Below are 23,185 nucleotides of genomic sequence, written 5' to 3'. Positions count from 1 at the left end.
CGGTCGGGCCTCGTCTCGGTCGGGCCTCGTCTCGGTCGGGCCTCGTCTCGGTCGGGCCTCGTCTCGGTCGGGCCTCGTCTCGGGTCTGCCACATCGCTGAACGCCAAGGCCGGCCTTCGGCGTGCGCTCGCTGCCGGGACTACAGACCACGAGGGTGCGCCCGGCACCTTAGAGACGCCGTTCTGTTTCACGTGAAACACTCGCGCGCCTGGACCGGCTCCTGAGTTCGCCCCACCCTCGGTTCGACTGAGTACCGCCGCTCAGCGCTCGGGAGCGGTGCGAGGCCGAAGCTGCCCTCGCCGCCGGACTGGACCAGCACCAGGCATCGCGCGTGGGCCGACGGTCAACCACTGCCAGAACGCCGCGCCAGACACCAGACAGGATCGGTGCTGGCGACTGCCGGGCGCTCCCCTGCCGTTGCCAGCGCATGTCCAGCTCGAGGGATGCTGTGTCGGACAGGAGCACCACCGGCCCGGGAACCTCCGAGGCCGCGCCCGACACGCCTCACGCCCGACACCCCCCTCGCCCGACCCCTCGCCCGACCCCTCGCCCGACACGCCCCTCGCCCCACTGGCCAAGCTCTTCAACGTCCGTGGCAATTACAGGGCCGCTCCAAGGCATCAGCTCCTCGTGTCCGCGTAGTGCGTTGAGCCCTGTGAATCGGGGGGCCCAGCCCGTACGAGAAGATCCCTCGCCGCATCAATGGCCTTGCTGGGCGGGGCTGCCATGCCCGGCCCACCGTGCGCGGCCCACCGTTTCACGTGAAACGCCCACCAGCGCCGACCGGCTCATGGTTCGACCTGGGAGCGGATGGGCTGAAGCCGCCCATACCTCGACGGCTGTATCCGTAGCCATCGGACTCGACCACCCCTCCCCGCGTCGTCGCCGCGTGCCCGCCGGTCCAGCCGCCGACGGCTGCGAATGCGCTGGCCGTGACTCCACGCCATCGGTGGTGGCGGCCGCCAGGCACTTCGCGGCCACACCAGGCGCATGATCAGTTCGCGGCGGAGCCGGACGGCCTGGCCGATCACGCGGTAGCCAAGCTGCCGCAGTTGGGGCATCGCCGGAGCGACGGCATACAGCGCATCTTCGAGGGTTGTCGCAGCACCCAGGTCCGCTGGAGCGTCCGCAATCACACCCCTGGTGCGGACCGGCCTTGCCCTGTTCTCACGGACACCCGTCACAGTGGGCTTCGGCCAGACGGCACCACGTTAACCTCCCGCCCGGCAGCGGGATCCCCTTCGGGGCGTGCGGGTGTCGATCCTGCGATCGACTCACTGGGGACGCGCCTCGTTTCACGTGAAACGCTTGCGGCGCCGCGATGCTTCTACAGCCTCGCCAGACCCGAACACGCCATGGTCACGACACGTTGGCCCTCGCCCGAGTCCCCAGTCGCTGCGCAGCTCTCGGCCGTCCCCGGGCCGGAGGGAGCCCCAACGACGCCGACGGGTGGGGTTGGTCCATCACCCCATAGGCAGAGCCCGCCGGCTCACTGCGCCGGTCACTCGTCGCCCGATTCGCATCCCGCCCAGCATCCGGCTGGGGGTCCGGGCTGGACGTCACGTCCGCAGTCTTCGGCGGCCGTTCCGCCTCCACCCGATCGCGCCTTACCGCACCGAGGTGGTAGCGCGAGACGTGGCGACCCTCGGCGAGGTGGCGACTGCCCTGCGGTCACGACCGCCGTGACGCGCCCGCTGATCGCTCTCGACACCCTCACCTCGTCACACCCCTCCCCCGTCGACCAGCTCAGGGTCCGCGAGCCGAGCCGTCCCGCTGCGCCCGCGGAGCGCCCTCGGAGGCCGAACCACGGCAGTGCCCCGCCGCTGGACCGATGCACGTGACAGGTCACCCGCCAGGTTTGACCACACCACCGCATCATGACCGCCTCACCACCACAGCGACGACCAGCGACGACCAGCGACGACCAGCGACGACCAGCGACGACCAGCGACGACGACCACCCAATTCGCCGGCCCCCGACGCGGTTTCACGTGAAACGGGGCCGCCACCAGGCGGTGGCGACCCCGTTTCACGGGTAGTACGTCGCTCGTCAGACGCGACCCTGCGCGCCCCGGTCGGCGATCTCACCGGCGGCCTCGAGGTAGGCGAGGGCACCACTGCTGGTCGGGTCATAGGTCATGACCGTCTCGCCGAAGCTCGGGGCCTCGGACACGCGGACCGAACGGGGGACCGTCGTCCGAAGCACCTGCTCGGGGAAGTGCTCCCGGACCTCGTCTGCCACCTGCGCGGACAGCCGGGTTCGGCCGTCATACATCGTGAGCAGGATCGTCGAGACGTGCAGCGGTGGGTTCAGGTGAGCCTTGACCAGCTCGATGTTCTTGAGCAGCTGCGACAGGCCCTCGAGTGCGTAGTACTCGCACTGGATCGGGATGAACACCTCGCTGGCCGCCACCATCGCGTTGACGGTGAGCAGGCCCAGGCTCGGCGGGCAGTCGATGAGGATGTAGTCGAAGGAATGTCCGGTCTCGGTGGCAGCGGCGATCGCCTTCTGGAGGCGCGACTCGCGGGCGACGAGGGAGACCAGCTCGATCTCCGCTCCTGCGAGGTCGATGGTCGCCGGGGCGCAGTAGAGGTTGTCAACCGTCGTGCACGGCTGGATCACCTCCAGCAACGGCGTGCCCTCGACAATGACGTCGTAGATCGATGGCACCTCCGCGTGGTGGTCGATGCCGAGGGCGGTGCTGGCGTTGCCCTGAGGATCCAGGTCGATCACCAGCGCTCGGAGACCTGCCTGAGCGAGTGCGGCTGCCACGTTGACGGTCGTCGTGGTCTTTCCCACGCCACCCTTCTGGTTGGCCACGGTGAGGACGCGGGGGGCCGCCGGCTTGGGAAATGGACGCCCTGTCAGCTGAATGCGTCGGTGTGCGTTCTCGGCTAGATCTCGTGCATGCGGGGCGTCGTCGTCATCGACACTGGCGGTCGTAGGAAGCGCATCTCGGTCAACGATGCGGCTACCGAAACGGTGTGCACCAATGCGGTCATCCACAGCGTTTTCCCCAACCTCTGAAATGCCCATTTCCCGTTCGGAGGCCCCGATTTCGGCCCCGTCATCCACGGCGCTGTCCACAGGCTCACGAACCACCAGGGAGTCTTGCGAAGCGTCCGACAAGGGTTCCGTCGCACGGGTCGAAGCACTCCCGGTGACCGTCCCGAACGAGTCTCGGTCGAGGTCCTGGGGTGCGCTCTCAGCGACCCCGTCCGTCAGTTCAGACCCTGCGCCGGGCACCTCCACCTCGACCACCTTCGCCTCATCCAGCTCCCCGACGGGGCGCCCCGCTTCCGCCATCTGTTCGTCCTGCGAGTCGAGCTCTGCCCATGAGCCGGCGGCGTCACCCGTCGCCGCCGCCGCGGTCATGGCGCCAGGGTCCATCGAACCTGCGGTCTGTCCCTGAGGCGCTGACAACGCCTCGTGCCACCCGTCCGTCGGGCCGTCAAGATCCCCACGCGCTGGATCTCCCGCCGCGGCCGGGTCCGGGTGAGTCACCGCTTCTGACCAGTCGTCGACGCCAGGTGCGACCACGGACACGGACTCAGGTCCCGACGGCCCGTGCTCGTCCGCGGCCGGCTCGGCCGGCTCCGGGCGCGTCTCCGCTTCTGACCAGTCGTCGACGCCAGGTGCGACCACGGACGCCGACTCAAGTCCCGACCGCTCGTGCTCGGACGGGGCTGGCTCGGTCGACTCCACGTCCCCGGCCGAGCCGCCACCCGGAGCCACAGACATCGGCGTGGCGCCCGCGGGAGCGTTGCCCCCGGGCGCGGCATCACCCGGCGCGACCTCTGTGGAGGAGGCATCCGCGATGGCCGGATCAGCCACCGGCTCCACCGCAGCACCAACCCCCGGCGCAGCATCCGCCCCCGGCGCAGGAGGCGCCGACATGGCGCCCGTTTCACGTGAAACGCCAAGCATGCGAGCCAACCAGCCAAGTCGACGGTGCTCCGGACCGGGCTCTGGCTCGCTCGGCCATCCGAGGTTGGTCGACATCGTCACGAGGGGAGCACCTCCGGTCTCGGGGGTCGAACCGCAGGCCACGTCACGCGCGGCGGCCTACGAAAGGGTCTGGACACGATCATGGCTGATGACGACGGCGGGTGGTTGCCGCCGGGCCGGACTGGCGCGATCCGCCTCGCCGATCCGCCCGCCGACGGGCGGAACCCGCGCTGCTCGTGGGCCGCGATCGAAAGCGCCGACGGTCCAGCGTCTCGCCGATAGTCGCGCGCAGCACGATCGTCGGCTCCTCCAACAGCCCGTCACCGTACTGGTCGACCGCCGCCTCCACCACGCCGAGCCGGGTCAGTGCAGTTCTCGACTCTTCGAGCTCCGAGGCTGCTCGTGAGCCCTTGAGTGCGAGCAAGCTGCCCCTCGGCATCAGCAGCGGAAGGGTCCACTCGGCCAGCTGCACGATGCCAGACACGGCCCGGGCAGTGACCCAGGGCGCCGCGATCCGGTCCCACATCGACTCGGCGCGCGCGGTGTGCACCGAGACGTTGGTCAGTCCGAGCTGTGCCACTGTTCCCGAGAGCCAGCCCGTGCGACGTGCGAGGGGTTCGACGAGATGGAGGTCCAGGTCGGGGCGGACGATGGCCAGGGCGAGGCCCGGCAGGCCGGCGCCTGACCCGATGTCGATGACCTGCTGCGCTTCCCCGGTAGGCGGGATGGCGTCCGCGACGACCGCGCAGTTGAGCACGTGACGATCCCAGAGACGCGGCGCCTCCCGGGGCCCGATCAGACCATGGCTGATGCCGGTGTCCGCCAGGATGGCGACGAACTCCTCGGCCAGCCCGAGCCGGTCGCCGAAGATCGGCGCCGCCACGGCGGGAGTCTCCGGCACGCCGGTCGGTCTGTCGGTGCCCTCGTCCACGCCCTACGCCTCCATCTCAGGACCAGCGATGCGGCGGCCTCCAGCGGAGGCCACCGGTCACACGAAAGGAACGGGCGCTGCGACTCAGTCGCCGGCCGGCAGGATCACGACGTACCGCTTGGGCTCGACACCCTCGGACTCGGAGACCAGCCCGGCGGCGGCGACCTCGTCATGCACCACCTTGCGCTCGAAGGCGCTCATCGGCTCCAGGGATCGCTTGGACCCGGACTCCTTGACCTCGGCGATGGCCTGCTTCGCGAGGGCCACGAGCGTGGACCGGCGATGCGCCCGGTGGCCCGCGATGTCGAGCATGAGCCGGCTCCGCTCGCCCGTCTCGGCCTGAACCGCCAGCCGCGTCAGCTCCTGCAGCGCCTCGAGCACCTTGCCGTCAGCCCCGACCAGGCGCCTGGGCACGCGCCCCTCCTCGGAGTCGACGATCGCCACGGCCGCGCGGTCACCGTCCACATCGACGTCGATGTCGCCGTCGAGATCGGCAATGTCGAGCAGCGTCTCGAGGAAGTCAGCCGCAACCTCGCCCTCGCGCTCCAACTGGCGGACGCGGGTCTTGCGGTCGACCTTCCCGGACGCCGCCGGCTCAGCCCCCGCCTGGTCGCTGTCGCCGCCATCAGCGGTCGGCGCTATCGAGTCGTCGTCGCGGTCCGACCCGGCGGCCGCGAGCTCCTCGACATCCGGCACATCGGCATCCGGCACGTCCACGTCCGGCACATCGGCATCCGGCGCGTGGTGGCTCGCGAGGCCCTGCTCGTCGGAGTCGCTGGCCGACTCGACCGAGTCTGCCTGGTCGTCCTGCGCGTGCGGGTCGAGATGGGTTGCCTGTGTGTCGCTCATAGCGAGACTCCTTCGTTCATCATGGCCCACCGACCTGTGGAAAACTTACGTTTCCGCAGGTCAGAGGCCCGATGGTCCTGTGGATAAGATGGTGGGTAACCGCTATCGCCGGGTCTTCGGCGGCGCCGTCTTCGAGCGCTTCTTACCCTTCGGCTGCTGCCGCTGGCCAGTCCTTGGCGCATCGTCCGGCACGGTCTCAGCGGCGCTGTCGAGACCGGGGACCGTGAGCTCCTCGAAGGTCTTGCCCTGGCGCTCCAGTCGCCTCCGCCGCGCTGCCTCGGCCTCCGACCCCGGAGCGGGCATGTTGCGGATGACGTAGAACTGCTGACCCATGGTCCACAGGTTCGTCGTGAGCCAGTAGATGAGGACACCGATCGGGAAGTTGATGCCGGAGATCGCGAAGAAGAACGGCATCACGTAGAGCAGGACCTTCTGCTGCTTCGCGAACGGGTTGTCGAGCGCAGCCGCCGGCATGTTCTTGCGCATCAGCTGGTACTGCGTCGTGAACGTCGTGGCCGACATGAGGACGATGAGGACGGCCGACAGAATCTTGACGTTGAGGTTGCCGTTGGCGGTGACGAAGCTGTCGGACAGGTGCACGCCGAAGATCGTCGAGCCCTCGATCTGCGCCGCGACCTGCTGCGTGATCGGCCCGATGCCCGGCTGCTTGCCCTCGGCCTGGGCCTTGAGGTTGTTGAGCAGCTGGAACAGCGCGAAGAAGAACGGGCTCTGGATGAGGATCGGCAGACAGCTGCTGAACGGGTTGGTCCCCGTGCGCCGGTAGAGATCCATGATCTCCTGCTGCTGCGCCTTCTGGGACTCCGGGTCGCGCTTGCCCTTGTACTTCTTCTGGATCTTCTGCATCTCGGGCTGGATGAGCTGCATCCGCCGCGAGGAGTGGATCTGCCTGACGAACAGGGGAATGAGCAGGATCCGCACGACCACGGTGAGGCCGACGATCGACAGCGCCCACGCCCAGCCGGACCAGTCCCCCTTGAGACCGAGGGTCTCGAAGAACCAGTGCCATCCGTACATGACCCATGCTTCACCGAGCTTGATCGGATAGAGCAGGGTGTTGAAGAACTCGCTCAACGTGCTTCCTCTGTCATCTGGTGCGGCGGCGACATCCGGGCCGGACGGCCGCTCACCACTGGTCGGCAACGATATGCCGCTTGGTCAGGTCGTGTGATCTTGGTGCTCGTCCGCGTCGGCATCACGCGGACGGAAGTCCTCGGGCTTCCAGTCGTTGCGCTCGGCCCATGTCATCGGAACGGGGTCGACGCCGCCGGGGTTCCACGGATGGCACCGCCCGAGCCGGCGAAGGGCCAGCCAGCCCCCGCGGATCGGGCCGAACCGCGTCAGGGCGGTGACGGCATACGCCGAGCAGCTGGGGTAGAAGCGGCAGCTGGGCGGGGACAGCGGGGAGATGAACCGCTGGTACAGGCGCACGCCGAGCACCAGCGGCGCGGCCAGGACCTGGTTGACGGTGACGCTCATCGCGCACACGCCTTCTCGATCTGTCGGCCGAGGGCCGTGTCAAGGTCGGCGAAGGTCGCCGCGGCAGCGGCCGGGTTTGCGCGCACGACGACGTCGAACCCCGAGGGTATGCCGCTCAGCCGGGTCGCGACGCCAGCGCGCAGGCGACGCTTGGTGCGGTTGCGCACGACGGCGTTGCCGACGGCGCGCGACACAACAAAACCGACACGCGGCGGAAGATCCGCACGCGCATCGGTCCGGTTGGCATGCACGACGATGAGTCGCCCGCCTGCTCTGCTGGCGCCGGGCCCTCGGACTGCCGACGTGAAGTCCGCCCGGTCACGCAGGCGGTGACGTGCCGGCAGCACGTCGAGGCCCTCGGCGGCTCAGGCCGAGAGCTCGGCGCGGCCCTTGCGACGGCGGGCGGCGAGGATGGCGCGGCCGGCGCGGGTGCGCATGCGCAGGCGGAAGCCGTGCGTCTTGGCGCGGCGACGGTTGTTCGGCTGGAAGGTGCGCTTGCTCACGAGGATCTCCGTAGGTCGCGGGTGTCCGGTCGACGGGCATCGACCGCACTCCCGTGGGGTGGGGCTGGCTGTGGTCTTCGGCGACCGCAATCGGCAAACCCGTGGAGTTCCGAGGAGGTGGTCCGGCCAGGGCTCTGGCTGGACCCGGCGATCGGGGCCATGGGCATGCGAAAGAGGTCGCAGACACGCTCGGTCAACGATACGGGAGCCGCTGAAGGAGGGTCAAACCGGCCAGGTCGGCCTGCGGCGCCACACCCCAAACGACCGATCTTCGGATGCGTCCGTCAGAATGCAAGACGACACGCCGAACAGTGCGAGGATCTGTGGACAAGCCGATTGTCAGGCCCGTCGGTGGGTTGTAGGTTTTCGAGCCTTACGAGCCTTGGCAAGCCATACACAGGCTGTGGACAAACGTGTGGACAACAAGGCATCGTTCAGCAGGAACGCCGTATGTCGGACCGCCCGGAGGCGCTGTCGCCGCAGCTCCGAGGGGCACCGAGGTCCCGAGCCGACTTGCCAAATCCGAACGGGCGCAACCGAATCAGCAGGGGTAGGTGGATCAGGTGGCCGAGGCAGGCGTCGACTACGCGGAGATCTGGCAGCAGACTCTCGGCACCCTGGACTCGATCGGCCTGTCCAATCGTGAGCGAGCCTTCGTCCGGCTCTGTCGCCTGGTCGGCGTGCTCGACCAGACAGCCGTCGTCCGCGCGCCGAACTCCTTCACGAAGGACTTCCTCGAGGACCGCGTCCGCGACCAGGTCAACGCGGCCCTGGCCGACCAGCTCGGCCACCCGGTTCAGCTGGCCGTCTCGGTCGACGAGAGCCTCGAGACCGACCTCGGGATGATCACCGACGAGCCCACCGGCCAGCCGGCGCTGTCGGACGCCGCCCGGGGCCCCGTGCGGGGCTACACCTCGGGCGGCCTGCCCGGCCAGACGGCATACAACCCGCTGCGGGACCTCGAGGAGAGCGCTCCCGCGCTCAATGGCGCAGACCTCGACGACCCCTACCAGCTCGGCTACACCGACTCACCGCTCGCGCCGCCCTACCGTCCCGGGATGCCGCCGGCCACGAGGCCCGGCATCAACCCGGCGCTGGGTCACGCGCCGGCACACGGACCCACCTCCCTCGACGCCCACGCGTCGACCCATCCCGGCACGCACCCGGCGACCCATGCACCGAGCCATCCGGCGCAGCGCCTTGCCGGCGGGAACGGTCACGGGATGGACACCGACCACCCGCTCAGCGGCGGGGAGAGCGGCCCCCTGCGCCAGCAGCGACCTGAGCCCACGGTGTCCGGGGACACCCGGCTCAACCCGAAGTACACGTTCGACACCTTCGTCATCGGTGCGAGCAACCGCTTCGCCCACGCGGCCGCGGTCGCCGTCGCGGAGGCGCCCGCCAAGGCCTACAACCCGCTCTTCGTCTACGGCGAGTCGGGCCTGGGCAAGACCCACCTGCTGCACGCGATCGGCCACTACGCGCGCACGATGTTTCCCAACGTCCGGGTCCGCTACGTCAACTCCGAAGAGTTCACCAACGACTTCATCAACAGCATCCGCGACGACAAGGCCAGCGCCTTCCAGGCCCGCTACCGCAGCGTCGATGTGCTGCTCATCGACGACATCCAGTTCCTCCAGGGCAAGCTGCAGACGCAGGAGGAGTTCTTCCACACCTTCAACACGCTGCACAACGCCAACAAGCAGATCGTCATCACGAGCGACCTGCCGCCGCGCGAGCTGTCCGGCTTCGAGGACCGCATGCGCACCCGGTTCGAGTCGGGCCTGCTCACCGACGTCCAGCCGCCTGACCTCGAGACCCGCATCGCCATCCTGCGCAAGAAGGCCATCCAGGACCGCATGAAGGTCCCGGACGACGTCCTGGAGTACATCGCCACGAACTTCTCGACCAACATCCGCGAGCTCGAGGGCGCGCTGATCCGGGTCACCGCGTTCAGCAACCTCAACCGGCAGTCGATCGACCTGCCGCTCGCCGAGATCGTGCTCAAGGACGTCCTGCCCAACGAGACCCCGAACCAGGTCACGGCGGCGACGATCATGGCGGTCACCGCCGCCTACTACGCGGTGACCCTGGAGGACCTCTGTGGCTCGTCGCGCTCACGACAGCTGGTGACCGCTCGGCAGATCGCGATGTACCTGTGCCGCGAGATGACCGACCTGTCGCTGCCCAAGATCGGCCAGCACTTCGGTGGCCGCGACCATACGACGGTCATGCACGCCGACCGCAAGATCCGCGAGCTGATGGGCGAGCGGCGCGCCATCTACAACCAGGTCACCGAGCTGACCAACCGCATCCGCCAGCAGTCCCACTGACCTGGGTGGGCTCGCCGGCCCACCCACCCGGGTATGCCGCTCAGCCGGCGAGCGCCTGCACCGTGGCCGTGAGCGCCTCCTCCCACGGCGTGGCCGTGAGCCCGAACGTCTCCTCCGTGAGGGACGCGTCGAGGACGAAGGGCCGCTCGAACTGGTGCCGCGTCTCGCGCAGCTCGCGCATGATCGGCACAACCGAGCCCAGCGCCGTGCCGAGCGGGCGGGGCACCGCCCAGACCCGCTTGGCCGGCTTGCCGGCGATGCGCGCCGTGTCCGCTGCAACCGCCCGCATGGACTTCGCGGGCGCGCTCGGGACGTGCCAGATCCGGCCCCAGGACCGGTCGTCGGTGGCAAGCGTGGCCGCGAGCGCACCGATGTCGGCCAGGTAGGTCCACGTGTGCGGCGCGTCCGGCCGACCCATCGGCAGCATGACCATCTTGCCGGCGGCGGCCCGGGAGATGACGAAGTCGTTGAGCACGCTCATCCCGCGAGTGGCCTCGGGGCCGAAGTAGTCGCTGGCCCGCAGCTCGGTCGCGCGGATCCGACCGGACTCGTGCAGGGCGAGCGCGTCGCGCCACATTCGCGAGCGCAGTTCTCCCTTGTGCCCGTTCGGGCGCTCGGGGTCGCCGGGGCGCATGGGCCCGTCGACCTGTCCGTAGGGATAGAGGTTGCCGATCGTGACCAGGCCTGCGCCGCTGCGCTCGGCGGCCGCCAGGATCGCCTGAGCGACCGGCGGCCAGTCCGTGTCCCACGTCGTGTACTTCGGCGGGTTGATCGCGTTGGTGATGCTGGCCGCCCCCTGGGCGAGCTGGGTCAGCGCGTCCGCATCAGCGGCGTCGACAGCCACCACGGTCACCGGGTCGGCCTGTCCGGCGGGGACGGTGTTCCGCGCCCACGGACGGTCACGGACTGTCCCGGAGCGGGAGGCGAGGGTGACGGTGTGGCCGAGCTCGACGAGCCGGGCCGTGGTCATGCGGCCGATGCCGCCCGCTCCGAGGACGAGGTGGTGAGACATGGTCCAAGCTCCTTCGTAGAAATGTGAGCACTGCTCTCGAATCAACTATGACGACTGTTGGGGCGAAAAACAAGAGCAGTGCTCACATTTCTCGTGATCCTGTGGAAGGCTCTGTGCATGGGCGTACGAGATGAGAACCGGGCCGCCGTCGAAGCCGAGATCCTGCGGGTCGGACGCGAGCACCTCGGACGCTATGGCGCCGCTGCCATCAGTCTCCGAGCGGTCGCCCGCGATCTCGGGATGGTGTCCTCGGGGATCTACCGCTACGTCGACGGTCGCGACGAGCTGCTCACACGACTCATCATCCACGCCTACACCGCTCTCGCAGCCGAGGTCGCGGCAGCACATGACCGCGTCGACGCGGTCGATCTCGCCGGCCGATGGGACGCCATCGGCCGAGCCGTGCGGCGCTGGGCACTCGAGTTTCCCTATGACTACGCCTTGATCTACGGCTCACCAGTGCCCGACTATGCCGCTCCGGCCGAACGCACCAGCGGGCCGGGCACCGCCGTGCTGGCCCTGGTGACCCGCTTGCTCGATGACATCGCACGTTCCTCTGCTGGCCCGCCCGTCGATGCCTCGGCCGGCGAGGGTGCAACCGCTGCGGTCGGCGACCTGCTGGCCGACGACTTCTTTGCCGGGACCGCGATCGACGCCGTCCTGCTCGCCAGGGGACTGTCGGCGTGGACGCTGCTCATCGGCGCGGTGTCCAGCGAGGTCTTCGGCCAGCTCGGCGACCTCGGCGACCCGGAAGCACTCTTCGAGTGGCATCTCGCACAGGCCCGCGGCCTCGTGCTCCCCGACTGACTCCACCGTGGTGCACATTCCTCCACAGCCCCATCCACAGCTGTGTGCACAGCGTGACCTCCTCGTGACTCCGGGCTGTGGAACCGGTCGATGACGTGATGGTGATCTGTTTTCCACTGACTGTGGACAACTCTGTGGAAGCGGAGACCGCCTCCATACACAGGCGACCTACCACCAATGGGCGCAAACAGGACATCTTGGCCGCAGGCGCACCGGCGTATTCCACACAGCTCTGTGGAAATCTGTGGACGAACCGCCTCAGGCTGCGGACAACCCACGCCGCGACTGTGAGGACTCTGTGCACTGTCATCCGTCATCCACACCGGCATCGAACACCCCTGTCATTCCGCACACAGCTCGTGCACAAGCCGACTCGCAACGTGACCTGCCTGGACGCCGGTTGTCCACAGGATCCACAGCGCCTACGACTATGACGAGACCCTCTGAATAACAGGAAGCCCCGACAACGAGGGTCCGGCCCGCGCTCACGCCCTCTGCCGTGCCTGACGGCACGGTCGACCATCTGGTCCACGACCCGTCCGATCACCCGTCCGCAACCGCCTCATCCGTTGTTCGTGGTGTTTGTGGTGTCTGTCGCCGCCAAGGACTAGTGTCTGAGCCCCATCTGTCGTTCCTCGTCGAAGTGAGTGCACCGTGAAGTTCCGGGTTGAGCGAGACGTCCTGGCCGAGGCCGTGACCTGGGTGGCGCGCGGCCTGCCGGCCCGTCCGCCGGTGCCGGTGCTCGCTGGGGTGCTCGTCGAGGCGAGCGAAGAAGGATCGCTCACGCTGTCGGCCTTCGACTACGAGGTGTCCGCCAAGATCACCGTCCCGGCCGACGTGGCCGAGGCCGGGCAGGTGCTGGTCCTGGGTCGACTGCTCGCGGACATCTCCCGCAACCTGCCCAACAAGCCCATCGACGTCGGGACCGACGGCACCAAGCTCAACGTCACCTGCGGGTCCTCGCGGTTCAGCCTGCGAGAGATGCCGGTCGCGGACTACCCGACCCTGCCGGCCGCACCCGAGGCGAGCGGCACGATCGCCGGCGACGTCTTCACCCAGGCCGTCGCGCAGGTCTCTGTCGCGGCCGACCGCGGCGACACCCTGCCGATCCTGACCGGGGTGCGCATGGAGGTCGAGGGTGACAAGATCACGCTCCTGGCCACGGACCGCTACCGCCTCGCCATGCGTGAGCTGACCTGGAGCCCGGTGGCAACCGACGCCAGCCACATCGCGCTGATCCCCGCACGGCAGCTCTCGGAGACAGCCAAGGCGCTCGGAGCCTCGGGGAGCGTCGAGATCGCCCTCGGTCACGGCGGTGACGGCCTGATCGGCTTCGAGGCCGGCCAGCGCCGGGCGACCACGCGCCTGCTCGACGGCGAGTACCCGAAGGTCACCTCGATCTTCCCGACCTCCGTGGACACCGAGGCGGTCATCGAGACGGCTGCGCTCGAGGAGGCGGTCAAGCGGGTTGCCCTCGTCGCGGAGCGCAACACGCCCGTGCTGCTGAAGTTCACCGACGGCCAGGTCGCGATCGAGGCCGGCACGGGCGACGACGCGCAGGCCTCCGAAGCCGTCGAGGCGACCCTCACGGGTCCCGAGATCCAGATCGCGTTCAACCCGCAGTTCCTGCTCGATGGGCTGCACGCGGTCGGCACGGCATACAGCCGCCTGGCCTTCACCCAGCCGAGCCGGCCGGCCGTGCTCACCGGGCAGGACGAGGCGGAGGGTGAGCCCGACGGGTCCTACCGCTACGTGCTCATGCCGGTTCGCTTCGCCAGCTGACCCCCATCCTGATCCCCAGCGCCGGTAGCCGACCGTCCGGACTGCCGCGCCCTCCCGGGCTGCCCGAGCGATCGCACGATGACGCGCCACCTCGCACGATGACGCACCGAGGCCATTCGGTGCGGCGCCTCCCTCGCAGGCGTAGCCTCGAACCGCCCCGCTCGCTCCCGTCAGAAAGGCACGCGACATGCAGCTCGGTCTCATCGGTCTCGGCAAGATGGGCGGCAACATGCGCGAGCGGTTGCGCCGCGCGGGACACGAGGTGGTCGGGTTCGACCACCACCCGGAGGTGCGTGACGTCGCGACGCTCCCGGCTCTCGTCAAGGCCCTCGAAGCCCCGCGCGTCGTGTGGGTGATGGTCCCTGCTGGCAACCCGACCCGGGAGACCGTCGCCAAGCTCGGCGACCTGCTCGAGCCCGGTGACCTCGTCATCGATGGCGGAAACTCCCGCTTCACCGACGACTTCGAGAACGCCAAGCTGCTCGCGTCGAAGAAGATCGGCTACGTCGACTGCGGCGTGAGCGGCGGCATCTGGGGCCTGGAGAACGGCTACGGCCTCATGTGCGGGGGCGACAAGAAGTGGGTCACCCGCGCGATGCCGATCTTCGACGCGCTGCGCCCGGAGGGTCCGCGCGAGGAAGGCTTCGTCCACGCGGGCAAGGTCGGCGCCGGCCACTACACGAAGATGGTCCACAACGGGATCGAGTACGGCCTCATGGCGGCGTATGCCGAGGGGTACGAGCTGCTCGAGAAGAAGGACATCGTCACCGACGTCCCCGGCGCCTTCAAGGCCTGGAGCCGGGGAACGGTCGTGCGGTCCTGGCTGCTCGACCTCATGGTGGCCGCGCTCGAGGAGGACCCACACCTCGACGGCGTGTCGGACTACACCAACGACTCCGGTGAGGGCCGGTGGACCGTCGAGGAGGCCATCGCACTGTCGGTGCCGATGCCGGTGATCTCGGCGTCGCTGTTCGCCCGGTTCGCCTCGCGGCAACAGGTCTCACCGACGATGCAGGCGGTCGCCGCCCTTCGCGGCCAGTTCGGCGGCCACCAGGTGATGACCATCGCCGAGGGCGAGAGCCTGCGGCGCGATGCCGCCGAGGCGGTGAAGGAGGCCGACGCGAGGAAGGGCTCGCCTGAGAAGGCGACTCTCAAGCATGCTGGGGTGAAGGCGAGCGCCGCCAGGAAGTCGGCCGCCAGGAAGTCGACGGCCACCAAGTCGACGGCCACCAAGTCGACGGCCACCAAGTCGACGGCCACCAAGTCGACGGCCACCAAGTCGACGGCCTCGAGGTCGACTGCCAAGCGCGCTGCCAAGAAGGCCTGACGGCGCCGCTGCCCTGAGCGCCGCCGCCCTGAGGAAGATCGCCCTGCGTTGCATGTCCGCCACCTGACCCTCAAGGACTTCCGGAGCTACCCGAGCGCTGAGCTCGCGCTGACGCCGGGGGTCACGACGCTGGTCGGCCTCAACGGCCAGGGCAAGACCAACCTCGTCGAGGCCGTCGGCTACCTCGCCACGCTCGGATCGCACCGGGTCGCCACGGACCAGCCACTCGTCCGTTTCGGCACCGGTCAGGCGGTGATCCGGGCCGCGGTCGTCCGTGATGACCGCGAGACGATGGTGGAGCTCGAGATCACCCCGGGCCGGGCGAACCGAGCACGTCTGGGCCGCGCCCCGGTCGCGCGTCCCCGAGACGTGCTCGGGACGCTGCGCACCGTGCTCTTCGCACCGGAGGACCTCGCCCTCGTCAAGGGCGACCCGTCCGAGCGACGCCGGTTCCTCGACGAGCTGTTGGTGCAGCGCCAGCCGAGGTGGTCGGGGGTGCGGTCCGACTACGACAAGATCCTCAAGCAGCGCAACGCTCTGCTGAAGTCGGCGGCGCCGGTCCTGCGCAAGGGCTCCCGACGCGCGCCCCGCCCCGGTGACCCGCCGGTCGAAGAGGCGCGCGAGTCGGCGCTGCACACCCTCGACATCTGGAACGACCATCTCGCGACCGTCGGCTCGCAGCTGGTCTACGCCCGCCTGCGGCTGCTGCGCGACCTCGTGCCTGACCTCGCCGAGTGCTACGACGCCGTGAGCAACGCCAGCTCGAACGCCCGGGCCACCTACCGGAGCTCGCTGCACGAAGACCTCGCCAAGCGGATCGCCGAGGGTGAGGTGCCCGAGATCGACGAGCTGCGCAGCGGCGTGCTCGACACCCTGGAGTCGCTGCGCGCCAACGAGATCGAGCGAGGGATCTCGCTCGTCGGCCCCCATCGCGACGACGTGGTGCTCTCGTTGGGAGACCTGCCCGCCAAGGGCTATGCGAGCCACGGCGAGTCCTGGTCCTTTGCGCTGGGACTCAAGCTGGCGGCATACCGCCTCCTGCGGCGCGACCTCGGCGATGACCCCGTGCTCGTGCTCGACGACGTGTTCGCGGAACTGGACTCCGGGCGCCGGGAGCGGCTGGCCGCGCTCATCGCCGACTGCGAGCAGGTCCTCATCACGGCCGCCGTCGGCGCCGATGTCCCACAGGTGCTTCGGGAACGGGGCACGACGTATGCCGTCGAGCTGGGTCAGGTGAACCAGCAGCCGTATGCCGCGGACGACCTGGACGACGAGCAGCGCGATGGCTGACCGACCAGGGCCGAGAGCAGGCGGACCGGGGACACCGCAGGAGTCGGCACGAGTCACGGAGTCGCCCAAGCCGGACGACCTGCCGGTCCCGAACGACGAGGACACGCGGATCGCCGACGCGGCCGCCTCGGCTCTGGCCCGCGCCCGGGCCGCGGCCGCCGAGCGGGGGCTGCGTCCGGGCATGAAGCCACGCAAGCGGCGCCGGGCCGCCCAGACCGGCACCGCATTGTCCGGGCCCGACCGGGACGGCCGGGATCCGGCGCTGCTCGGGGACCAGCTCGACCGGCTCCTCGTGGACCGGGGTTGGAAGGTCGACGTCGCCGTCGGCTCGGTCATGGGTCGCTGGCTCGAGATCGTCGGGCCTGACATCGCCGCGCACGTGGAGCCGCTGACCTTTGTGGACGGGGTCCTGACCGTGCGCGCCGACTCGACGGCGTGGGCCACCCAGATGCGCCTGCTCGGCTCGTCGCTGCTTGCACGGGTCGAGGAAGAGATCGGCGCAGGCGCCGTGACCGAGCTCAAGGTCGTCGGACCGAGCGCTCCCTCGTGGAGCCACGGTGGACGGCGCTCCCCCGACTCCCGAGGCCCACGCGACACCTACGGCTAGGAGCTCGGCACAGACGCTTGGCAGGTACATCCACTGCCCTAAGCGACTTTGACGAGTTCCTGCAGAGATTCCCCAGAGTGAATCCCAGCAACCGTCGGTCGTGTCAGATACGGTCTCACCGGCGACATCGTCGCTGTCAGGGACGTCAAGCAGGGCGAACGCGCTCTCCCCTGACCACGCGTCAGGGGTAGGACATGAAGAAGTTCGCAGCGCAGGTAGCGGTCGTCGGCCTCGGCCTCGGGCTCCTCGGGACGGCCGGCCCGGCTTTCGCGGTGTCAGACAGCTCGTCCACTCGCATCCCGAACACCGGGGCGATCCTGCAGGCGAACGCGTGGGAGTGCAGCGCATTCGTCGACAAGTGCTCGTTCGCGACCTCATCCAAGGCACTCAAGAACGGAAGCGCCTACAAGGTCTACACGATCACGAACGCCGCGACGATCAGCGCGCACGGCATCGCTGTGAGTATCTCGACCAGCCCGTCGGGCTCCATCGTCGACAGCGACACCCGTCGCATCTCGTGGACGAACTACAACACGTGGATCTCTGACATCAGCGGCATCGCTGACCCGTCGTGGAACACCCTCTGGATGTCGACCTGCTCCGATGCCTGGGTCTACACGCTGGGGGTCAAGGCCGCCGCGAGCGCCTGCGCGGGCAACTGACCACGGCACGACCGTCACGCAGACGACACCGCAGCGCCCATGACACGAAACGGCTGGGCGGGCTCCTTGCCTGAGGCTCGCCCAGCCGGGAAGGCCCCCGTAACGTGACAACGAGAACCAAGGTCGTCGGCGCGCTCGTCGCCCTCCTAGCATTGACGATGGGGACGCGACTGGCCGGACAGCTCGGCTCGAGCCCGCCTCCGCCGGACCCTGATCTCATCCTGGCGCGCAGCCTCGCCGAGGACCTGGCCAAGCTCCGGGACCCCGCCGGCCTGGTCGCCGTCGAGCAGACGGACCGTCGCGCGCGCGCCAGCTTGTACAACTCCGCGCACATCCTGCGAGCGATGCGGCTTGCTGGGATCCCTGCGCCACGGCCCGACGACCAGGACCTCGCTGCCGCGGTTCGCGACGAGGCGCCCGCGGTCGACCCACTCTGGGCCTGGGAGTGGGCATGCGACGCAGCCGGCGAAGGACGGCTGCGAGTGGCACAGACGGACAAGGATGCCGTGGCCAAACGCCTGGATGCCCTGCTGTCGACGCCTTCGAAGGAGACCGACGAGGAGTCCCGGACCGGCCACCTCGTCGACGCGGTGACGCTCGCGCGGTGTTTCGGGCTCGAGGACGTCGAGACCTCCGTCGTCCGGCAGCTCGCGTCGGCGCGCACTTTCACCCCGGAAGAACGGGTTCGCCTGCACGACCTCGGCGTGCCCTTTCCAGGGACATCCATGCCGACGACCTCCGTGCCGGTCACCCCCGGCCCGAAACCAGCAGATGAATGCCGCGGCTGGGATGCCATCCAGGGTCCGGCAGCCTGGGTGCTGGGCCAGGTGGGTGGCCAGGTGAGCGACCAGCGCCCCACCCCAACGGTGTGTCTGACGAGGCCACCGGCCGGCGTGATGGAGCCGCAGGCGGTGTACTGGCTCGCCCGCGCCGGGACGGCCGACCCGGTGGTGCGGGCCGCGGCGATCAGTGCTCTCGGACCGTGGCGGTCCAAGCTGCTCCCGACCGGACTGGTCAGCGACGCACCCGTCTCACAGGGGAGCCTCCAGTCGACGGTGATCGCCGCGCAACTCTTCGGCAGTCTCGGTGCTGTTGCTGAAACTCCGGCCTGGCTGCGGGACGTGTTCGTCAGACGCGCCGAGACGGCTGGGACCTCGACATCGACCGGCCCGGCGACGGGCGACTCGACGGGCGACTCGACGGGCGACTCGACGGGCGACTCGACGGGCCTGTCGGCAGATCCGCAGCGCGCGGATGACGAGACGATCCTGGTGGCACTCGGCTGCCGCGCGATCGGCTCCTCCTGCCCACGCGTGATCGCCGCCGCGTCAGCCATCCTCGAGCGACCGCTTTCCACCGAGATCGACAGCGGCGGGCAGGCCCGTCAATGGATCATGGTCACCGATGCCCGGACCCGGCTCGGCATCGACACCGCCGAGCGGGCCAAGGTCGACACGTCAGGTGAGCCGTGGGTCCAGCGCGGTGCGGTCCGCGCGCGTCTCGCGGCGGCCCTGTGTCAGCTCGGACAATGTGCCACCGGGGACTCGATGGGCTCGGGTGCGCCGATCGACCAGGCTCGGCGGGCCCTCGAGGCCGGCCAGCTCGAGCTGGCGACGGCCCTGCTTCGGCTCGAAGGAGCCCGCCAGGAGCGGGTGTCGCGCCTCGACCTGTCGCCGGTCACCTCCCGACTCGGGCGCTTCCGAGCGGCCGGCACGAGCGCCATGTTCAGCTGGACCCCCGGCGGCCCACCCTCGGTGGCCGCCACCCAGGCCGTCTACGACTCGGCCCTCGCGCTGGGTCTGCGGGCGTCGGACCTGCTCAGCGCGGCCGCCGCACCGGCGGCGACGGGCGGCTCGGAGAGCCGCTCATGACACTCACCCAGCCCGCCCTCGCCTTCGTCGATGTCACCTACGCCTACCCGGACGGACCCACGTTCGGGCCGATAACCCGAACCATCCACTGGGGCGAGTGCTGCATCCTCACGGGACGCTCGGGCACGGGCAAGTCAACGATCCTCGCGCTCGCCGCCCTCTTGCTGAGCCCCAGCGCCGGGTCCATCAGCCTCGCGGGCACCGAGACGGGCCGGCTGACGGGCGACAGCCGCGATGCCCTGAGGTCGTCCTGGGCCCGGGTCGTCTGGCAGGACGCCGGGCTCATCCCGTACCTCACCTCGTGGGAGAACGTCGCAGCGCAGCTCGGCGCACCTCACCGCAGCCACCGCCAGACCGCCGTCGCGGCTCTCGAGTCCGTCGGCATGGCCGAGCACGCCGACACGCTCCCGCAGCGGCTGTCGGGCGGCCAGCGCCAGCGGGTCGGCATCGCGCGCGGTCTCGTCGGGAAGCCGCCGATCCTGCTCGCCGACGAGCCGACGGCAAACCTCGATGCCGCCTCCGCCCGGCTCGTCGGTCAGGCGATCACTTCGGTCGTGGAGCGCGGAGGGGCGGCGCTCGTCGCGACGCACGACCTAGAGCTCGTGCGGGTCGGCGCGACTCGCTGGGCCCTGGACCAACAGGTGCTCCGGTGATGTCGAGGAGGGCCCGTGCCTGGGCCCCGTTCACCCTGCGGCGGGGCGTCGTCGCCGGTCCGGTCGCCCTCGTGGTGCTGGCGGTGCTCATGATGCTCGGCTGCCTGTGCCTCGTCGCGAGCGCCTCCGTGTCCAGGTCGGTGGCACAGGACTACGTTGCGCGGGGGACGCTCGGTCAGGTCGAGGTCACCGAACCGGTCGACGCCCAGGAGGTTCGGTACCTGACTCGGGACGCCACGGCCGGGTTCGCACGGCTGCCCGGAGTCACCGGCGTTGCTGTGCGGTACCGGTGCTCCCTGCCCTGGGGCGAGCGTGCGGCCATCCTCGCCGGCACGACGTGGTCACCGATCGACAAGGTGACCTTGGTCGCCGGGCGCGCGGTACAGCGCAACGGCGAGATCGTCCTGCCCGAACGGGTCCAGGGCATGAGTGCGCGAGAGCGCCTCGGATCAACGATCACCATCGACGCGGTGTCACGGGTCGCGCAGGGCCAGGGGCGCACGACGGAGGAGGCGTTCCGGGTCGTCGGGATCTACTCGCTGGCGCACGCGCCGGAACGGCCGGACACGGCATACCTCAGCCGCGCCGACGCGCTCCGGCTCGCCGCAGCCCGTGAGGGCCTGGCTCCCGAGGACTTCGACCGCACCCGCGGAGCCGACTCGATCGTGCTCCAGACGGCGTCCACCGAGACCGCCCGAGCGGTCGCCGAGCAGCTCCGCGGGCAGCATTTCGACGCCCGGGCGACGGCCGACCGCGTCGCGGATGTGAGCGGCGCGCCGGGGCTGGTCCGGATGGCTGGATCGGTGCTCGCCGTGGCCGCCGGCCTCGTCGTCGCGCTGAGCGTCGCGATGCGGGCCGGGGAGGCAGGCACGCGCCGCCTGCGCGAGCTGGCCCTGTTGCGCGGCCTCGGTTGGACGGTCGGCGACCTCCGGTCGTTGCTGGTGATCGAGAGCGCCCTCGTGACGGTCGTCAGCGTCGTGCTCGGGTATGCCGCAGGCCTCCCACTCTCTGTCGTGGTCGTCAGGCCGCTGCTGGACCTGCTTGGCCTTTCGGGTGGCGTCACCGTGCCGGTCGCGCTGCTCACGGCGGTTGCTGCCGCTCTGGTGCTGACGACGTCGGTCGCAACCCTGCTGGCCGTGCGACGCTCGCTGGCGAAGGATCCCTATCTCGTCGCGCGAAGTCAGGTGTGAACCGCCACCCCGCTCGGGGGCAGGACGTCCAAGGCTGAGTGGGAGGCGGTTGTCAGCGATCCGTCGCAGACTGTCGGCATGAGGAGTCACTCCCACCCAAAGGCGACCATTCGACCGCACTGCGCCATCGTCCCGCCATACATGCTCGAGGCGTTGGCCCGCAGCGGCAAGCCTGCCCTCGCCGCTCCGGCGCTCGAGGCGCTCGCACACGACGCGGCGCTGCGTCAGTCGCGCCGGACGCCGACGGCGATGCCGACGACGCGCCGGCCTCCGCGTCCGGCGACGGGTGAGGAGGGGGCGGCTGCCGCCTCCCCACGCCGCACCATCTCCGACGCGCAGGGCAGCCAGAGCACCCCCGGGCGCCAGGTGCGCGCCGAGGGAGAGCCGGCATCGAGCGACGTTGCGGTGAACGAGGCCTACGACGGGCTCGGAGCGACCTGGACCCTGTGGGAGACGGCATACGACCGGGACTCGCTCGACGGCAAGGGGTTGCCGCTGCTCGCGACGGTTCACTACGGCCGCAGCTACGACAACGCCTTCTGGGACGGCACCCAGATGGTCTTCGGCGACGGCGATGGCATCGTGTTCCAGCGGTTCACGCGCAGCCTCGATGTCATCGGGCACGAGCTCGCGCACGGCGTGACCGAGCACACCGCGGGGCTGCTCTACCAGGGGCAGTCGGGTGCGCTCAACGAGTCGATCTCAGACGTCTTCGGCGTGCTGGTGAAGCAGCGTGCGCTCGGCCAGTCCGCGGCCGAGGCCGACTGGCTCATCGGTGCCGAGCTGCTCATGCCGTCGGTCCAGGGCAGGGCGCTGCGCGACATGCTCAACCCCGGCACGGCATACGACGACCCGCAGCTCGGCAAGGACCCGCAGCCGGCCTCCATGGCCGACTACGTCCAGACCGACGACGACAACGGCGGCGTCCACATCAACTCCGGCATCCCCAACCGCGCCTTCGCGCTCGCGGCCCGCGCCATCGGCGGTAACGCCTGGGACGACGCCGGGCACATCTGGTATGCCGTCCTGTCGGGTGACGGGATCAAGGCGGACTGCGACTTCGCGACCTTCGCGGGCCTGACCGTTGTTGCGGCGGTGGCCGCCTTCGGGTCCGAGTCGACGCAGCACCACGCCGTGCGCGGCGCGTGGGAGCAGGTTGGTGTGCTCGAGCCGGGCTCACCGGACGGCGGGTCGGCCGCCACCGGGCCCACGGCGTCCACCGAGGACGGCTCCGACGATGGCTCCGACGATGGCTCGCCCGACGCTCCACCGAGCGGACCGGCTCATGGCGAGGTCCCGGGGGTGGACGCCCACCTGCTGCTGCGGCGGACCGGTGGCTTCGCGGGACTCGTCCGCGAGCGCCACGTCGCGCTCGGAGACCTGCCTGAGCGGGATGCCAAGGACTGGCAGCACCTGCTCGCGGCTCCGACCCTGCAGCGGATCGCCGCGCTGGAGGAGCGTGCCCAGCCCGACGCATACTGCTACTCGATCGTCTGCGAGCAGGTCGACCTCGACGTCAACGTCGCCGAGCCGCACCTGCCCGAGGCCATCCACCAGCTATTCGAGCGGACGCTCGAGCAGGGCTGAAGCGCGTCCGTCGCGGATCCGGGAGAATGGGGCGGGAGGCGTCTCGGCGGGGACCCAACCCGGTTCCACGGAAGGCGTCACAGGCGCGTCGGGAGGGCAGGGCGTGAGCCCCCCCTCGGATCTTGGGGTTCGGACGCCGGAAAATGGCCGTTTCACGCGTCTGAGGGCACGGTTGGTGCCCCCGGACCGTTAGAATGACAGGGACTCGGCTCGACCGGCCGCAGAGAGCGCTCTGACACCTGGTCGGGCCGTCCCGATGTCACCGATGCGGTGACGGCGGGTCCGGACAGGCCATCGCGGCTCGGCCGGACCACCGTGCAAGAACCAAGGAGAGA

Annotated in this window: 19 protein-coding genes; 11 read left to right on the top strand and 8 right to left on the bottom strand. The window is 69.8% G+C overall.

Annotated elements, in window-relative coordinates:
• Window positions 1–2,050: 2,050 nt before the first annotated feature.
• The 7 genes from ACYVLP_RS24100 to rpmH form a co-directional block, all read right to left on the bottom strand.
• The gene (locus ACYVLP_RS24100) at window positions 2,051–2,800 is read right to left on the bottom strand and encodes a ParA family protein (protein WP_460629818.1); all 750 of its coding nucleotides are present in this window, start codon (window positions 2,798–2,800) and stop codon (window positions 2,051–2,053) included.
• Window positions 2,801–4,088: 1,288 nt separating this feature from the next.
• Window positions 4,089–4,880 (bottom strand): 16S rRNA (guanine(527)-N(7))-methyltransferase RsmG, encoded by a 792-nt coding sequence (gene rsmG / locus ACYVLP_RS24095; protein ID WP_460629817.1) that lies wholly within the window; start codon window positions 4,878–4,880, stop codon window positions 4,089–4,091.
• Between the two features lie 84 nt (window positions 4,881–4,964).
• Complete coding sequence (locus tag ACYVLP_RS24090) at window positions 4,965–5,522, bottom strand: Jag family protein (protein ID WP_460629820.1); 558 nt, start codon at window positions 5,520–5,522, stop codon at window positions 4,965–4,967.
• Window positions 5,523–5,831: 309 nt separating this feature from the next.
• Window positions 5,832–6,821, bottom strand: a complete 990-nt coding sequence (yidC, locus tag ACYVLP_RS24085; RefSeq protein WP_460629816.1) for a membrane protein insertase YidC — start codon at window positions 6,819–6,821, stop codon at window positions 5,832–5,834.
• A gap of 84 nt (window positions 6,822–6,905) precedes the next feature.
• A complete protein-coding gene (gene yidD / locus ACYVLP_RS24080) occupies window positions 6,906–7,226 on the bottom strand; it encodes a membrane protein insertion efficiency factor YidD (RefSeq protein ID WP_452271870.1) in 321 nt (106 codons plus the stop codon).
• Window positions 7,223–7,573: a ribonuclease P protein component gene (gene rnpA / locus ACYVLP_RS24075; protein WP_460629815.1), complete on the bottom strand. Its 351-nt coding sequence runs from the start codon at window positions 7,571–7,573 to the stop codon at window positions 7,223–7,225. Before rnpA ends, yidD begins: the two co-directional genes overlap by 4 nt.
• An 18-nt stretch (window positions 7,574–7,591) precedes the next feature.
• On the bottom strand, window positions 7,592–7,729 hold the full coding sequence (gene rpmH / locus ACYVLP_RS24070) for a 50S ribosomal protein L34 (RefSeq protein WP_010849920.1): 138 nt from the start codon (window positions 7,727–7,729) through the stop codon (window positions 7,592–7,594).
• A gap of 563 nt (window positions 7,730–8,292) precedes the next feature.
• Here rpmH and dnaA point away from each other — a divergent pair.
• A complete protein-coding gene (gene dnaA, locus ACYVLP_RS24065; RefSeq protein ID WP_460629814.1) occupies window positions 8,293–10,062 on the top strand; it encodes a chromosomal replication initiator protein DnaA in 1,770 nt (589 codons plus the stop codon).
• 40 nt (window positions 10,063–10,102) lie between these two features.
• Here the strand turns inward: dnaA and ACYVLP_RS24060 are convergent, their stop codons facing one another.
• Complete coding sequence (locus tag ACYVLP_RS24060) at window positions 10,103–11,074, bottom strand: NAD-dependent epimerase/dehydratase family protein (protein WP_460629813.1); 972 nt, start codon at window positions 11,072–11,074, stop codon at window positions 10,103–10,105.
• Between the two features lie 117 nt (window positions 11,075–11,191).
• Here ACYVLP_RS24060 and ACYVLP_RS24055 point away from each other — a divergent pair, with 117 nt between their 5' ends.
• From ACYVLP_RS24055 to ACYVLP_RS24010, 10 genes are all read left to right on the top strand, one after another.
• The gene (locus ACYVLP_RS24055) at window positions 11,192–11,881 is read left to right on the top strand and encodes a TetR/AcrR family transcriptional regulator (protein ID WP_460629812.1); all 690 of its coding nucleotides are present in this window, start codon (window positions 11,192–11,194) and stop codon (window positions 11,879–11,881) included.
• Between the two features lie 654 nt (window positions 11,882–12,535).
• Window positions 12,536–13,663: a DNA polymerase III subunit beta gene (dnaN, locus tag ACYVLP_RS24050; protein WP_460629811.1), complete on the top strand. Its 1,128-nt coding sequence runs from the start codon at window positions 12,536–12,538 to the stop codon at window positions 13,661–13,663.
• Between the two features lie 187 nt (window positions 13,664–13,850).
• On the top strand, window positions 13,851–14,990 hold the full coding sequence (gene gnd / locus ACYVLP_RS24045) for a phosphogluconate dehydrogenase (NAD(+)-dependent, decarboxylating) (RefSeq protein ID WP_460629810.1): 1,140 nt from the start codon (window positions 13,851–13,853) through the stop codon (window positions 14,988–14,990).
• A 48-nt stretch (window positions 14,991–15,038) separates the two neighbouring features.
• The gene (gene recF / locus ACYVLP_RS24040; RefSeq protein WP_460629809.1) at window positions 15,039–16,280 is read left to right on the top strand and encodes a DNA replication/repair protein RecF; all 1,242 of its coding nucleotides are present in this window, start codon (window positions 15,039–15,041) and stop codon (window positions 16,278–16,280) included.
• Entirely contained in the window at window positions 16,273–16,887 is a 615-nt protein-coding gene (locus ACYVLP_RS24035) for a DciA family protein (RefSeq protein ID WP_460629808.1), read from the top strand. The genes recF and ACYVLP_RS24035 overlap by 8 nt, the downstream gene beginning before the upstream one ends.
• Before the next feature lie 194 nt (window positions 16,888–17,081).
• On the top strand, window positions 17,082–17,549 hold the full coding sequence (locus ACYVLP_RS24030; RefSeq protein ID WP_460629807.1) for a hypothetical protein: 468 nt from the start codon (window positions 17,082–17,084) through the stop codon (window positions 17,547–17,549).
• A 104-nt stretch (window positions 17,550–17,653) separates the two neighbouring features.
• Entirely contained in the window at window positions 17,654–19,420 is a 1,767-nt protein-coding gene (locus ACYVLP_RS24025; RefSeq protein ID WP_460629806.1) for a hypothetical protein, read from the top strand.
• Window positions 19,417–20,073 carry an ABC transporter ATP-binding protein gene (locus ACYVLP_RS24020; RefSeq protein WP_460629805.1) on the top strand — a complete coding sequence of 219 codons (657 nt, stop codon included), beginning with the start codon at window positions 19,417–19,419 and terminating at the stop codon, window positions 20,071–20,073. The genes ACYVLP_RS24025 and ACYVLP_RS24020 overlap by 4 nt, the downstream gene beginning before the upstream one ends.
• Window positions 20,073–21,263 carry an FtsX-like permease family protein gene (locus tag ACYVLP_RS24015; RefSeq protein WP_460629804.1) on the top strand — a complete coding sequence of 397 codons (1,191 nt, stop codon included), beginning with the start codon at window positions 20,073–20,075 and terminating at the stop codon, window positions 21,261–21,263. The genes ACYVLP_RS24020 and ACYVLP_RS24015 overlap by 1 nt, the downstream gene beginning before the upstream one ends.
• A gap of 78 nt (window positions 21,264–21,341) precedes the next feature.
• The gene (locus ACYVLP_RS24010; RefSeq protein ID WP_460629803.1) at window positions 21,342–22,850 is read left to right on the top strand and encodes a protealysin inhibitor emfourin; all 1,509 of its coding nucleotides are present in this window, start codon (window positions 21,342–21,344) and stop codon (window positions 22,848–22,850) included.
• Window positions 22,851–23,185: the final 335 nt, after the last annotated feature.

This window comes from Intrasporangium mesophilum, assembly GCF_054783095.1.
This window is presented reverse-complemented; position numbering and strand designations above follow the sequence as displayed.